At 67.7% G+C, this 13,266-nt stretch carries 13 protein-coding genes; 1 reads left to right on the forward strand and 12 read right to left on the reverse strand.

The window, feature by feature from the left end; all coding sequences use genetic code 11:
• The 12 genes from ACFO27_RS11895 to flgB all read right to left on the reverse strand — a co-directional run.
• Positions 1-1,720 (reverse strand): methyl-accepting chemotaxis protein (locus tag ACFO27_RS11895; protein ID WP_376817519.1); only part of this gene is annotated, 1,720 nt, incomplete at its 3' end.
• A gap of 186 nt (positions 1,721-1,906) precedes the next feature.
• Positions 1,907-3,136: a flagellar hook-associated protein FlgL gene (flgL, locus tag ACFO27_RS11900; protein WP_376817520.1), complete on the reverse strand. Its 1,230-nt coding sequence runs from the start codon at positions 3,134-3,136 to the stop codon at positions 1,907-1,909.
• Between the two features lie 25 nt (positions 3,137-3,161).
• Positions 3,162-4,850, reverse strand: coding sequence for a flagellar hook-associated protein FlgK (gene flgK, locus ACFO27_RS11905; protein ID WP_376817521.1), 1,689 nt, complete (start codon positions 4,848-4,850; stop codon positions 3,162-3,164).
• A 115-nt stretch (positions 4,851-4,965) separates the two neighbouring features.
• A complete protein-coding gene (gene flgJ / locus ACFO27_RS11910; RefSeq protein ID WP_376817522.1) occupies positions 4,966-5,940 on the reverse strand; it encodes a flagellar assembly peptidoglycan hydrolase FlgJ in 975 nt (324 codons plus the stop codon).
• A gap of 7 nt (positions 5,941-5,947) precedes the next feature.
• On the reverse strand, positions 5,948-7,093 hold the full coding sequence (locus ACFO27_RS11915; protein ID WP_376817523.1) for a flagellar basal body P-ring protein FlgI: 1,146 nt from the start codon (positions 7,091-7,093) through the stop codon (positions 5,948-5,950).
• A gap of 4 nt (positions 7,094-7,097) precedes the next feature.
• Positions 7,098-7,790 carry a flagellar basal body L-ring protein FlgH gene (locus tag ACFO27_RS11920; protein WP_376817524.1) on the reverse strand — a complete coding sequence of 231 codons (693 nt, stop codon included), beginning with the start codon at positions 7,788-7,790 and terminating at the stop codon, positions 7,098-7,100.
• A gap of 5 nt (positions 7,791-7,795) precedes the next feature.
• A complete protein-coding gene (gene flgG, locus ACFO27_RS11925) occupies positions 7,796-8,581 on the reverse strand; it encodes a flagellar basal-body rod protein FlgG (RefSeq protein ID WP_376817525.1) in 786 nt (261 codons plus the stop codon).
• Positions 8,582-8,613: 32 nt separating this feature from the next.
• Complete coding sequence (gene flgF / locus ACFO27_RS11930; RefSeq protein WP_376817526.1) at positions 8,614-9,363, reverse strand: flagellar basal-body rod protein FlgF; 750 nt, start codon at positions 9,361-9,363, stop codon at positions 8,614-8,616.
• 14 nt (positions 9,364-9,377) lie between these two features.
• Positions 9,378-10,622, reverse strand: coding sequence for a flagellar hook protein FlgE (gene flgE, locus ACFO27_RS11935; protein WP_376817527.1), 1,245 nt, complete (start codon positions 10,620-10,622; stop codon positions 9,378-9,380).
• Positions 10,623-10,692: 70 nt separating this feature from the next.
• Positions 10,693-11,379 (reverse strand): flagellar hook capping FlgD N-terminal domain-containing protein, encoded by a 687-nt coding sequence (locus ACFO27_RS11940; RefSeq protein WP_376817528.1) that lies wholly within the window; start codon positions 11,377-11,379, stop codon positions 10,693-10,695.
• An 11-nt stretch (positions 11,380-11,390) separates the two neighbouring features.
• The gene (gene flgC, locus ACFO27_RS11945) at positions 11,391-11,798 is read right to left on the reverse strand and encodes a flagellar basal body rod protein FlgC (protein ID WP_323026039.1); all 408 of its coding nucleotides are present in this window, start codon (positions 11,796-11,798) and stop codon (positions 11,391-11,393) included.
• A 23-nt stretch (positions 11,799-11,821) separates the two neighbouring features.
• Positions 11,822-12,235 (reverse strand): flagellar basal body rod protein FlgB, encoded by a 414-nt coding sequence (gene flgB / locus ACFO27_RS11950; protein WP_376817529.1) that lies wholly within the window; start codon positions 12,233-12,235, stop codon positions 11,822-11,824.
• A 251-nt stretch (positions 12,236-12,486) separates the two neighbouring features.
• Here flgB and flgA point away from each other — a divergent pair, with 251 nt between their 5' ends.
• Complete coding sequence (gene flgA, locus ACFO27_RS11955) at positions 12,487-13,185, forward strand: flagellar basal body P-ring formation chaperone FlgA (protein WP_376817530.1); 699 nt, start codon at positions 12,487-12,489, stop codon at positions 13,183-13,185.
• The last annotated feature ends 81 nt before the right edge of the window (positions 13,186-13,266 follow it).

Raw genomic sequence — 13,266 nt, forward strand, 5'->3', positions numbered from 1 at the left:
CGGCGGGCAGGCGCGGCGCGGCGCCCGCGGAACGATCGCGCCGGGCCGCCCGGACGGGCGCCGCGGCCGGAGCGGGCGCCGGATCGGGTTCGGCGGGCGCGACCGGTTCCACCGCCAGCGCCGGCGCGGCGGCGAGCGGCGGCGCGCCATGATCGTCGTCGGCATCGCCCACCTGGAACACCGCCAGCGCCTGGCCGACCTCGGCGGCGAGGGACTCCAGCGATCCGGCCGATTCCGCCGCCTGCTGCACCAGCAGGGCATTCTGCTGGGTCACGGAGTCCATCTGGGCGACCGCCAGATTGATCTGGTCGATGCCCGAGGACTGTTCGATGGTGGCGGCGGTGATCTCGCTCATGATGTCCGACACGCGGGTGACGGCCTCGACGATTTCCCGCATGGTTTCGCCCGCCCGCTGGACTTGCGCCGACCCCGCGCCGACCCGGCTGACGGAATCCTCGATCAGCGTCTTGATTTCCTTGGCGGCGCTGGCCGAGCGCTGGGCCAAGGCACGGACCTCCCCGGCGACCACGGCGAAGCCGCGGCCCTGCTCGCCGGCGCGGGCGGCTTCCACCGCCGCGTTCAGGGCCAGGATGTTGGTCTGGAAGGCGATGCTGTCGATCACCCCCACGATGTCGGCGATCTTCTGCGAACTGCCCGAAATGCCTTCCATGGTGGCGACGACTTCCCCCACCACCTCGCCGCCGCGCGAAGCCACCTGGGACGCGGTATGCGCGAGCTGGTTGGCCTGCTGAGCGTTGTCGGCATTCTGCTTGACCGTGCTGGCCAGCTGCTCCATGCTGGCCGCCGTCTGCTGCAGGGCCGCCGCCTGCTCGTCCGTGCGGCTGCTCAGGTCCAGGTTGCCCGCCGCGATGCGCTGGACGCCGCCGGCCATCTGCCCCATCCGGCTCCGCACCCCGGCGATCATGGTCTCCAGGCTGTCGCGCATCGTCTTCAGGCCGCGCAGCAGGGCGCCGATCTCGTCGTTGGAGCGCGGCACGATGGACACGCGCAGGTCGCCGCCCGCGATGCGCTGCAGATGGCGTCCCACGGCCTGCAGGGGCCGCAGCACGGTGCGGATCAGGGTCCGGTAGGCGAACAGCGCCAGCACCACGGCCACGGCCAGCAGCGCCAGCATGCCGATGTTGGCCCGATGGAACAGCTGCGCCAGTTCACCGCGCGAGGCCGAGCTGCGGTCCTGGATGAACTTGTCGAACTGGCCGAACACCCGGTCCATGCCCCGCGCCGCGCTGCGCAGCCGGCCGCGCTTCACGGCCTCGAAGCCCTTGGCGTCCTGCCGGGCCGCGAAATCGCGCAACTGCCCGACCTGGGTCCAGTAATCGTTGAAGGACGCGGTCAGCATGTGCTGCAGGGATTCCCCGTCCGAACCGGTCAGCGCGGCCGAGGCCTGCAGGGACTGCATGCTGTCGCGCGAACGCTTCAGCAACTGGTCGGCCTGGCCGAGTTCCCAGAGACGCTGCTTCTCGTTGGCGATGCCCAGCGCCCCGTCGACCTGGGTAGCCGCCTGCTGGGCGTAGATGTACGCGTTCTTGACGTCGGAGTTCGCCTGGACCCCGATCGCCGACAGCTGCCCCACCGTGCGCTGGCTTTCCCGCTGGACGAACCAGGCGCTGCCCACGGCCGCGAACGTCAGCAGGGACAGCAGCGCCACGACCAGCGTCAGCCGGGCGCGCAGGGACAAAGTCACGGAAATCTTCTTCATGTCGCCTCTACCTCATCGGTCTCCCAGCATGCCATGCCGGCGCCAGGATGCTTCCAAAGAAAATAGGGCCTTGTAGGCCCTATTCGTCGGGATTGCTCCGCCCCCTGGTCGGGAGGATGGAGCGGACCGGGATTGCCGAGGCAACCCCGGGGTATCGCATGCCGGGCCGTGAGTCCCGCGGCCGGATCACTGGTTCCGGTTGAACAGGCTCAGGCCCTGGATGGTCTGGAACGCGAGGCCCGCGCCTTCCAGCGCCATCTTGCGCAGGCTGAGCTGGGTGGTGGCCTCGTAGTAGTCCAGGTCCTCGATGCCGGACAGGGCGCTGGCATAGCCCAGGTTGCGCTGGGCGCCGGTGTTGTCCAGGGCGCTCAGTTCATTCATGCGCGCGCCCACGGAGGCGCGCACCGTCAGCACGTTGTCGTAGCTGGTGGCCATGCGCTGCATGGCCGTGTTCAGGACGTTGCGCAGCGACGCGGTCGCCTGGTCGTCGCCACCGGCAGGCGTGTTCAGGGCCGCGATCACGCTGTCGAAGGTTTCGAACAGGTTGACGTCCTCGTGCTGCAGGGGCTTGACGTCGAACTGGTCGCCGCTGGCCGGTGAGCCGGAAATCTGCACGGTGGTGCCATAGCCCAGGTCGAGCGTGGTCTGGCCTGCCGTGAAGGTGCGGCTGAGGGGCGAAGTAGGCGTAGTTGCGCCCGTCACGTCGGTCACGACGACCTCATAGGTCGTCGGGGTTGTGAAATTGACGCTGAAACTGTAATTCGCCGAGGCGTTGCCCTGCGTGTTGTCCGTCACCGCCGGCTGCCCCAGCACGGCCGTGCCGCCGTTGCCCCCATCCGCATAGGACACGTACGCGCGCGTGCCCGGCTGGGCGCGCTGGAAGACGTCCGAGCCCACGTCGCCGCCGGCGATCTGGCGCGTCTGGTCGGCCTGGATGTTGCGCTGGAGCGCATCGCCCTGGTAGTTGCCCGCAGAGCCATAGGCTGGCGTGCCGCCCTGGGAACCCGAGAACAGGTACTGCCCGTTGCCGTCCGTGGTGTTGGCGATGCCCATCAGGGAATCGCGCGCGTTCTTCAGGACGTTGGACAGGGTCGCGCGATCCGCGTCCGACAGCGTGCCGTTCGAAGCCTCGACCAGCCGGGTGCGCACGTCCTGCAGCAGCAGCGTCAGGCTGCTGAGCGCGTCTTCCTCCGTACCCAGGTTCTGGCTGGCGACCGCGCGGTTGTCCGCGTAGCGGGCGTTCTGGGCCTGGGACTGCGACAGGTTGATGGCCTGCGAGGCGCCCAGGGGGTCGTCGGCCGGGGTGACCATCTTCTGGCCCGTGCCGATCTGCTGGTACAGGTGCATCAGATCGGACTGCTGCATGTTGATGGTGTTCAGGCCGGTCTGGAAAACGAGGCTGGAGCTGATGCGCATGATGAATTCCTGGTACGGGCGCGGCTTAGCTGCGCAGGGCGAGCAGGGTGTCGAACAGCGTCGAGGCCGTGTCGATCAGGCGCGCGGCGGCACGGTACTGTTCCTGGTATTGCTGCAGGTTGATGTATTCCTCGTCCAGATTGACGCCGGACACGGCCTGCTGCGCTGAATAATTCTGGGAGATCAGGGTTTCCTGGGCCTTCTGCGCGGTGGTGTTCTGCTGGGTCTTGACCGCCACGGTGTTGACCAGTTGGGAATAGGCCTCGTTCATGCCCATGGACCCGTTGGCCAGGATCTTCTGGGAACGCAGGGCCGCCAGCGCCAGGGCGTTGTCGCCGTTGGCGGTGCCCGCCGGCCCGCCGGCGCCGCCATTAGCGTCAGGATCCCATCCCGCCGCCGCGACCTTGGCCGGATCGGTGATCGTCACGGTCATGGCGGCCGCCGCGTCGCGCGTGGGCTGGATCAGCCAGCTGTCGCCCGCCGTGGGAGTCATCCCCGCCGTGTCGATTTCCACGCCATCGAAGCTGAGCTTGGTGCCGTTGACCGCGGGCGATATCGCCGTGCCTTCAGGCACCCGCGTGACCTTGTAATTGGTGCCGTCGAATTCGACCCGATAATCCTGGTTGGTGATCTTGGACAGTTCGCCCGGCACGTACGAAGCCGTCGGCGTACCGGCCGTGGCGCTGTTCTTTTCGTTGCCGACGACCTTGGGCGTGCCCACATTGAAGAACTCGCCGCCCGGCGTGCCAGACAGGTCGAAGCCCTTCGCATGCTGGTCGTTGATGGCGATGGAGATCCCCAGGGCGATACGGCCCAGGTCGTTCTGCGTGGCGTCCAGGGCGTCGGAGCGGAAGGTGAGCAGGCCGCCCAGCTTGCCGCCGGTGATCCGCTTGTCGTCCATCTCGATGGGAATGGTATTGCCCGCCGCATCCTTCGTGGTGTAGTTGACCGCCAGCCGGGACGGGTCGGCCTTGGACGGCAGGGCTTCCAGGTAGTAGACGGAATCCCCGCCCAGCACGGTCTGGCCGTTGCCGATGGTGAGGCTGACGCGGTCGTCCTGTTCGTAGGCCTTGACGTCCACCAGTTGGCCCAGTTCGCTGACCAGCTGGTCACGCTGGTCCAGCAGATCGTTGGGCGGCTGGTCCGGGTTGGTGGCCTTGGCGGTGGTGATCTGGCGGTTCAGGTCCTGGATGCGGTCCAGGTAGCTGTTGATCTGGGTGACGGTGGTGTCGATCTGGGTGTTGACGTTGGCGCGCTGGCCGTCCAGGAAGGCGTTGGCGTCGCGGATCTGGCCCGCCAGGCTGTTGGCCTGGCCGATGAGTTCCTGGCGGGCGGCCATGTCGGCGGGGGCCGAGGCCACCGCGTCCAGCGCGTCGAAGAACTTCTGGATGCCCGGGGAAATGCCCACCGTGCGGTCGGCCACCAGGTTGTTGACCTGGCTGATCTGGTCGCCGTAGGTCTTCAGGGCGGCGCCGCGCGTCAGGGAGCTGGTGAGCTGGTTCTGCAGAAAGTTGTCGTAGGAACGCTGCACGCTGACGGCCTGCACACCCCGGCCGATCCAGCCGCCCGAGGTCGGCGTGGCCCCCGCGGTTTGCGACAGGACGGTCTGGCGGCTGTAGCCGGCGGTCGCGGCGTTGTTGATGTTGTGCCCGGCCGTCTGCAGACGGTTCTGCGCGACCAGGAGGCCCGCCTTGCCGAGATTCGCCAGATTCATATGCTGCAATCCTATCGGTTGCGGACGCGCCGGATGGGCGCGTTCCGGAATTCTTCCCTGATCATAACGGCATGCCCGCCCGGAAATTTAGGCCAGGCGCGGAAACGGCATGCCTTCAGCGCGCGTTGAAATACCCCATGATGGAGATCAGCTTGTCGGCGTAGCCCGGGTCGGTGGCGTAGCCGGCTTCCTGGATGCGGCGGGCGGCGGCCTCGGCCGACGGCGCGGTCGCGACCTTGCCGTAGCGACCGCTGTTGCCGATCAGCTCGGCGTAATCCTGGAAGGATTCGGCATAGGACCCGTAGGCGCGGAACGGCTGCAGCATCCGGTGCGCCGCGCCGTCCTCGTCGTACTCGGTGGTCATGACGTTGACCACTTCGCCGCGCCAGCCGCTCCCGGCCTTGATGCCGAACAGGTTGTGGCTGCTGCGGCCATCGGGGCGCAGGATCTCGCGCTCGCCCCAGCCCGATTCCAGTGCCGCCTGGCTGAGGATCAGCTTGGCGGGCACGCCGCTGCGCCTGGACGCCAGCTCCGCGGCGGCGGCCATGCGGTCCACGAAGGACCGGATGTGTTCCGGCGCGCCCTGGATGGCGCCGCCGATCCGGTCGCCCGCGCCGCGCCGCGCCAGCCGGTCGATCAGGGAGTCGATCGAGTCGGCCATTTCGCGGCGGCCCTCGCCGATGCGCGACTGCAGGCCCGGCAGGCGCGAGCGGGCTGCTTCGGGCGGATTGGCCAGGGGATCGGCCGATTGCTTCAGCACCCCGCCCTGCATCTGCGCCATCAGCGCGTCGGCCAGTCCCAGGCCGGGGTTGGCCATGGCCAGCGCGGCCTGTTCGTCGCTCATGCTCTGGGCCATGCGTGTCGCCTGGGAATCGAACAGGGACGGCATCTGCGCCGACTGCTGGCGCACCTGCTTGAGCATCATCTGGATGAAGATCGCCTCGAACTGGCGCGCGACTTCGCGCTGCTGGTCCTGCGCGGCGTTCCCCCCGGCCCGCACCCCCTGCTTCAGCGCATTCAGGCTGCTGAAGTCCAGCGCCGAAGGCGTCGCGTCGGCGCTGAGCAGAGGCGTATGCGACACGAATCCCATGGCGGCCTCAGATCACTTCCAGGTCGGCGCGCAGGGCGCCGGCGCTCTTGAGGTTCTGCAGGATGGACAGCAGGTCCTGCGGCGTCGCGCCCAGGGCGTTCAGCGCCCGCACCACGTCGGCCAGGTTGGCGCTGGTGGTGACGCGCTGGATGGCGCCGCCTTCGCTGCGCATCTCGATCTGGGTATTGTTCGTCACCACGGTCTCGCCGCCGCCGAAAGGCGTGGTCGGCTGGCTGACCTGCTGCTGCGGGCTGATGGTGACCGACAGGTTGCCGTAGGCGATGGCGGCCTCGTCGATGGTGACGGTGCGATTCATCACCACCGAGCCTGTGCGGGCGTTGATGACCACCCGGGCGCGGGCGGGCGGCAGGCCGACCTGCAGGTTCTCCACCTGGGACAGGAAGGCGAGCTGGGCCTTGGGGTCGGTGGGCGCGCGCAGTTCGATGGTGCGACCGTTGACGGCGGTCGCCGTCTGCCCGCCGAACCGGCGGTTGAGCGCCGCCACGACGTTCTGGGCGATGCCGAAGTCGCTGGTGTTCAGTTCCAGGCGCACGACGCCGTCCTGGGCGTAGGTCGTGGGCACGCCGCGTTCGACGATGGCGCCGTCCGGGATGATGCCGCCGTTCAACTGGTTGACCTGGACGCTGGCCCCGCCCTGGGACGCGCCAGCGCCGCCGACCAGCAGGTTGCCCTGGGCCAGGGCGTAGACCTGGCCGTTGGCGCCCTTGAGCGGCGTCATCAGCAGCGTGCCGCCGCGCAGGCTCTTGGCGTTGCCCATCGACGACACCACCACGTCCAGGCTCTGGCCGGGCTGGGCGAAGGCGGGCAGGCGCGCCGTCACCATGACGGCGGCGACGTTCTTGACCTGCATGTTGGTGCCCTGGGGCACGGTCACGCCCAGTTGGGACAGCATGTTGGTCAGGCTCTGCTGCGTGAACGGCGTCTGGCGCACCTGGTCGCCGCTGCCGTCCAGGCCCACGACCAGGCCGTAGCCGATCAACTGGTTTTCCCGCACGCCGGTGAAGGATGCCAGGTCCTTGATGCGCTCGGCCTGCGCGGCGCCCAGGGGCAGCAGCGCCCCCAAGCAGAGGGCCAGGGCGCCGGCGGCCAGGCGGCGCGCGAGGGAGGAAGTCGGGATCAGCGATGCGGCCATGGCGTCAGAACGGGGCGATGTTGAGGAAGAAGCGCTGCAGCCAGCCCATGGTCTGGACCTCGTCCATCACGCCCTTGCTGCGGTATTCGATGCGGGCGTCGGCCACCTGGGTGGAAGACACCGTGTTGCTGCCCGTGATCGAGCGCGGGTCCACCACGCCGGAAAAGCGCACGTATTCGCTGCCGCGGTTGATGGCGATCTGCTTTTCCCCGGCGATCTGCAGATTGCCGTTGGGCAGCACGCCGATGACGGTGGTCGTCAGCGTGCCCGTGAAGACGTTGGTCGCGCTGCTGGAGCCCGTACCCTTGGACTGATTGCCGCCGGTGGCATCGAAATTCTGCTTCGCCCCCAGGTCGGTGGGCAGGATCGCCGGGGCCAGGCCGATGCCCATGGACGCGGTGCCGCTGCGATCGGTGGTGGTGTTGACGTTCTTGGCGGCGTTGGTCTTTTCCTGGATCACGATCGTGACGATGTCGCCCACGTTGCGCGGCCGCCGGTCCTCGAACAGGGGATAGTTGCCATAGGCGGTGGGCTGGTAGATGGATCCGTTGGCTTCCGCGGCCGGCGGAGCCGGCGGCGGGGGCGGCGCGGTCAGCGGCCCCGTGACGACCGGTTCGGGCGGCACCAGCGCGCACCCCGACAGCACCAGCGCGAGCGCCGCCGCCCACGCCAAACGACTCGATCCCTTCATGGACATCCCGATTACAACTGGGTCAGACGGGCGAGCATCTGATCGGACGTCTGCACCGCCTTGCTGTTCATCTCGAAGGCGCGCTGGGTGGTGATCATGTTTACCAGTTCTTCGGCCACGTTGACGTTGGACGTTTCCACGTAGTTCTGCAGCAGGACGCCCGCGCCGTCCAGGCCGGGCTGCAGCAGGTTGGCCGGTCCCGAGGCGTCGGTCTCCGCGTACAGGTTCTCGCCCATGCTCTGCAGGCCGGTCGGATTGATGAAGGTCGCCAGCTGGAGCTGGCCGACCTCGACGTTGGTGCCGGTGGCGCCCGGCTGGGTCACGGACACCGTGCCGTCGCGCGCGATCGTGATGGTGAGCGCGTTGTCGGGAATGTTGATGCCCGGCTGGATGGGATAGCCGCCCGCCGTCACCAGCATGCCGTTCTGGTCGCGCTGGATGCTGCCGTCGCGCGTGTAGGCGAAGGAACCATCGGGCATTTCCACCTGCAGGAAGCCGTTGCCCTGGATGGCGACGTCGAGCGTGTTGCCGGTTTCCTTCAGGTTCCCCTGGGTGTGGATGCGCTCGGTGGCCACGGTGCGCGCGCCGGTGCCGATCTGCAGGCCCGAGGGCAGCTGGTTGGCCGCGCCGACGCTGGCGCCGGGCTGGCGCAGAGTCTGGTACATCAGGTCCTCGAACACGGCGCGGCTGCGCTTGAAGCCCGTGGTGTTGACGTTGGCCAGGTTGTTGGAAATCACGTCCATGCTGGTCTGCTGGGTTTCCAGACCGGTCTTGGCGATCCACAGGGAACGTATCATGTCAGTCGTGCCTGTTCAAAGGGGCGCCGGGCTCAGCCCGCCGCCGAAAGAATCGAATTGCCGCGCTCTTCGTTGGTGCTGGCGTTCTTGATGACCTGCATCTGCAGTTCGAACTGGCGGGCGTTGGAAATCATGGACACCATCATGGCGGCCGGGTTGACGTTGCTTTTCTCGACGAAGCCCGGCGCGATCTTGACGGTCTCATCGGGCTGCGCGGGCTGGCCGCCCGCCAGGCGGAACAGGCCGTCGTCGCCGCGCACCAGTTGGTCCTTGGGCGGATTGACCAGTTTCAACTGCGCCAGCAACTGGATGTCGCGCGGGTTGTCGCCCGCGCCCAGGGCGCTGATCTGGCCGTCCGTGGCGAAGGTCACGCTGCCGCGTTCGGGGATCTCGATGGGGCCGCCGTCGGCCGACAGCACCGGCAGGCCGGTGTGCGTGACCAGTTGGTTCTGCTCGTTGACGGCGAATTCGCCCGCGCGGGTATAGGCTTCGCCCTGCGGGGTCCGCACGGCGAACCAGCCGTCGCCGGCGATGGCCGCGTCCAGGGCGTGGCCAGTCTCGGCCATGATGCCCTGGCGGAAGTGGCTGCCCGGGGTGGACGCCACGGTGCTGACCCGGGTGGGCAGCTCGCCCGCCTGGGGCACCACCGGCACGGACCGGTAGATCGCCATCTGCTCGCGGAACCCGGTCGTGGAGACGTTGGCCATGTTGTTGGCGATGACCGTCTGCTGCTCCAGGATGCGGGCCGCGCCGTTGGAGGCGGTGTAGAGGATGCGATCCATGCCGGGCTGTCCGCTTAGCGCATGGTGATCAGGGTCTGCAGGATCTGGTCCTGCGTCTTGATCGTCTGGGCGTTGGCCTGGTAGGTGCGCTGGGCGATGATCATGTTGACCAGTTCCTGGGACATGTCCACGTTGGACTCTTCCACCGCCTGGCCCTTGAGGGTGGCCAGGCCGTTGCTGCCCGGCGTGCCCACGATGGGCTGGCCGGAATTGGCGGTTTCCGCCCAGGCGTTGCCGCCCACGGGCTGCAGGCCCTGCAGGTTGGCGAAGTCGGCCAGGGCGATCGTGCCCATGGTCTGCTTGGCACCGTTGGTGTAGTTGGCGATCAGCGAACCGTCGGAACCGATGGACATGCTGGCATATTCGCCGGTGGCGTAGCCGTTCTGGACGAAGTCCTGGGAATAGCTGCCGCCGAACTGGGTGGAATTGGCATAACTGACGTCAATGGCCAGATCCGCAGCAGCAGCCCCCCCCGAGGCCGGGACTTGAAAATTCAAGGTATAGCTGGCCGTTGCAGGATCCAAACGGCCAGCCGTATCAAACTCCAGACTATGCAAGGGGGTATAAGGAGCCGTTGCGGGAGCCCCGGCGCCATCCACCACGACTCCGTCGACCAGCACGTAAACGTCCCAGTTATTGACATCCGGAGGACCAACGGTCACATCCCGCTTGGCATAGTACTGTTGAACTTCATGTGAGTTCCCCAATGAGTCATACACCGTCAAAGGGACCATCTTGGAAAAGCTACTATCTTGCGTCGGATCGAACGGGTTGGCCGTACCATCGATCACATCCGCATCGGCATCCAGATTGACCTTGTTGGTGATCGTGCTGGTCGCCTGCGGCGCGATGTTGCCGATCGGGACGGTCATGCCGATCAGGTTGGTCCCGCCCGGGGCGTAGCCCATGAGCTGCTGGCCCTGGGCGTTGACGATCTTGTGGTCCTTGTCGGCCAGGAACTGGCCGTTGCGGGTGTAGAGCGTGGCGCCGTTGGGCTGGGTCACCACGAACAGGCCCTTGGCCCCGTCGATGGCCATGTCGAACTGGTTGCCCGAGGTGGACACGATCCCGGTGGTGAAGCGCTGGTTGATCGAAGCGACCTGCACGCCCAGGCCCACGCGCGAGCTGGCGTAGACGTCGGCGAAGGTGGCCGTGCCCGACTTGAACCCCACGGTGCCGGAGTTGGCGATGTTGTTGCCGATGACGTCCAGGTTTTGCGAGGCGGCGTTCAATCCGCTGAGACCTTGTCCGAAACCCATGGTTGACCTCTTTCAGTGCGTGGTGCGTTGATTCGTGGAAACGGCGGCGCGATCGGCGCCCGCCGCGCAATTACATGACCTGCCGGATATCCAGCAGGGAAATCTTCTGCCCCAGGGCCAGGTTCAGCTTCAGGCCTTCCGAGGTGTAGGCGATGCTGTTGATGTGGCCCGAGGTGAGCGCCTCGGCGGAGACCGGCTGGCCGTCGGCGTCGGAAGCCGCCACCTGGACGGTGTAGGCGCCGTCCGGCACGGGCGCGCCGGCGGAGTCCAGGCCGTCCCACGTCATCGGATAGATGCCGGCGTCCTTGGCGTCGAGCTCGATGTCTCGCACGACCTTGCCGGAGGAATCCAGGATCGAGACCTTGGTCTTGGCCGCGCCGGACATCAGGTCGATGCCGAAGGGCGTGGCGGCCTTGGCGCCCGTGTCGGGATCGGTGCCCAGGGAGATCTTTTCGCCCGGGTACAGGATGTCCTTGCCGATCAGGCCGGCGGCCTGCAGGGACTGGGACATGTCCATCTGGCCCGACAGGGCCAGCAGGGTGTTGTTCAGTCCCTGGATGCCGTTGACCATGGACAGCTGCGCGATCTGCGAGGTGACCTCGGCGTTGTCCATGGGGTTCAGGGGATCCTGGTTCTGCAGTTGCGTGACCAGCAGGGTCAGGAAGCGGTCCTGGGTGTCGCCCATCAGGTTGCTGGTCTGGGCATTGGCCAGCGCGGAGGCGGCGTTCGAGCCGTAGACGTCGTTGACGGTGGTCATGGCGGGACTCCTTATTGACCCAGTGTGAGGGTCTTGGCCATCAGCGACTTGGCCGTGTTGATCACTTCCACGTTGGCCTGGTAGGACCGCGAGGCGGAAATCATGTTGACGGTCTCGGCGACGACGTCGACATTGGGCAGGGTGACGTAGCCCTTGGCGTCCGCCAGGGGGTTGCCGGGATCGTACTGGATGCGCGGGGGCGCGTTGCTTTCGAGGACCGAGGCGACCCGCACGCCGCCGACGGCCTCGGAACGGGCCGAGGGCGTCATCTGGAACACGACCTGGCGGGCCTTGTAGGGCTGGCCGTCGGGGCCGACGGCGCTGTCGGCGTTGGCGATGTTGCTGGCCGACACGTTCATGCGCTGGGACTGGGCCGACAGCGCGGAACCGGCGATCTGGAAGATGCTGAAAGTGGACATGGCGGTTTCCGTGGCGCGGCCGGTTATTGCTGGATCGCGGCCAGCAGGGACTTGATGCGCCCGTTCAGGACCTGCAGATCGGTCTGGTAGCGCATGGTGTTGTCCGCGAACTGGGTGCGTTCGGCGTCCATTTCGACCGTGTTGCCGTCGAGGCTGGGCTGGGACGGCACGCGGTAGAGTTCCTGGGCGGGTCCGCTGGTGTGGGCGCTGGCCGGGATGTGGCGCGCCGAGGTCAGCGTCAGGGACGTGTCCGGCAGGCGCGGCAGGCCGCCCTCGCCCATGGCTTCGCGCAGGGTGGCGTTGAAGTCGATGTCGCGCGCCTTGTAGTTGGGCGTGTCGGCATTGGCGATATTGGACGCCAGGATTTCCTGCCGCTGCTGGCGCAGGGCCAGGGCTTTCTGGTAGAACTCGAAGTCCTTCCCGATTCGATCGATCATGGCTTTACACTGAAACGGATGGGCAGTGTGCGCCGCCACCGTGCACCAAATGATCCCCCGACCATTCGCGGCTTTCTCGCACGCCACCATAGTACGGTCCCCATCGGGGGGATAAACGCCAAAACAAAGCGGGGATTGAAGCCCTATTCGGCCGATGCGGCCCGGCGGCCCCGATGGCTTCCGGCCGCCGGCGGCCCGCGGCGCCCCGCCCCGCGGGTCCGGGCATCCGGACAAGACACTACAATGAGGCCATGCGCGCATTCCGACTCCTGCCGTCCCTGCTGCTGGCCGCCGTCCTGCCGGGGCCGGCGCGCGCCCAGCCTGTCCGTCCCGCCCTGCAGGATCCGGCCGCCGTCGTCGCCCAGGCCGAGGCCCTGCTGAAGGACCGGGCGGCCTCCTGGCCGGGCCGCGCCGTCATCAGCGTCGAGCCTCCCCGCATCGTGAACCAGCCGGCCTGCGAGCGGATGGAGGCCTTCCTGTCCGGATCGGGCCTGCAGCCGCGCACGCCCGTCGGAGTGCGCTGCCTGGCGCCGCAGCCCTGGACGATCTACGTCCAGGCCAGCGTCCAGATCCTGGGCACCTATTTCGTCGCCAACCGCCTGATCCGGCGCGACGAGGTCCTGAGCCTGGACGACCTGGACACCCGGGAAGGCGACCTGCTGCGCAACCGCCGGCTGATCGGCGACCCGGCCCACATCGTCGGCTGGATCGCCACGCGCCGCATCCGCGCCGGAGGCGCGATCGAATCCGGCGCCCTGCGCGACCCGAACGCCATCGAGCGCGGCCAGCAGGTCCGCACCGTCGCGCGCGGCGTCGGCTTCGTCGCCACCAGCGAGGGCCAGGCCCTGGAATCCGGCGGCCCCGGCGCCCGGATCCAGGTCCGCACCCGCGGAGGGCAGATCATCACCGGCACGGTGATCGACGCCCACACGGTCCAGGTTATGATGTAAACATTCCGGGCGTGCCTAAAGAATCCGCCCGGGCCGCCGTTACGAGGGATGCACCAATGATCCTTCCCACCCAACCCGGAG

Origin of the sequence: Castellaniella denitrificans (genome assembly GCF_042653765.1) — a bacterium.
GTDB lineage: Bacteria > Pseudomonadota > Gammaproteobacteria > Burkholderiales > Burkholderiaceae_B > Castellaniella > Castellaniella denitrificans.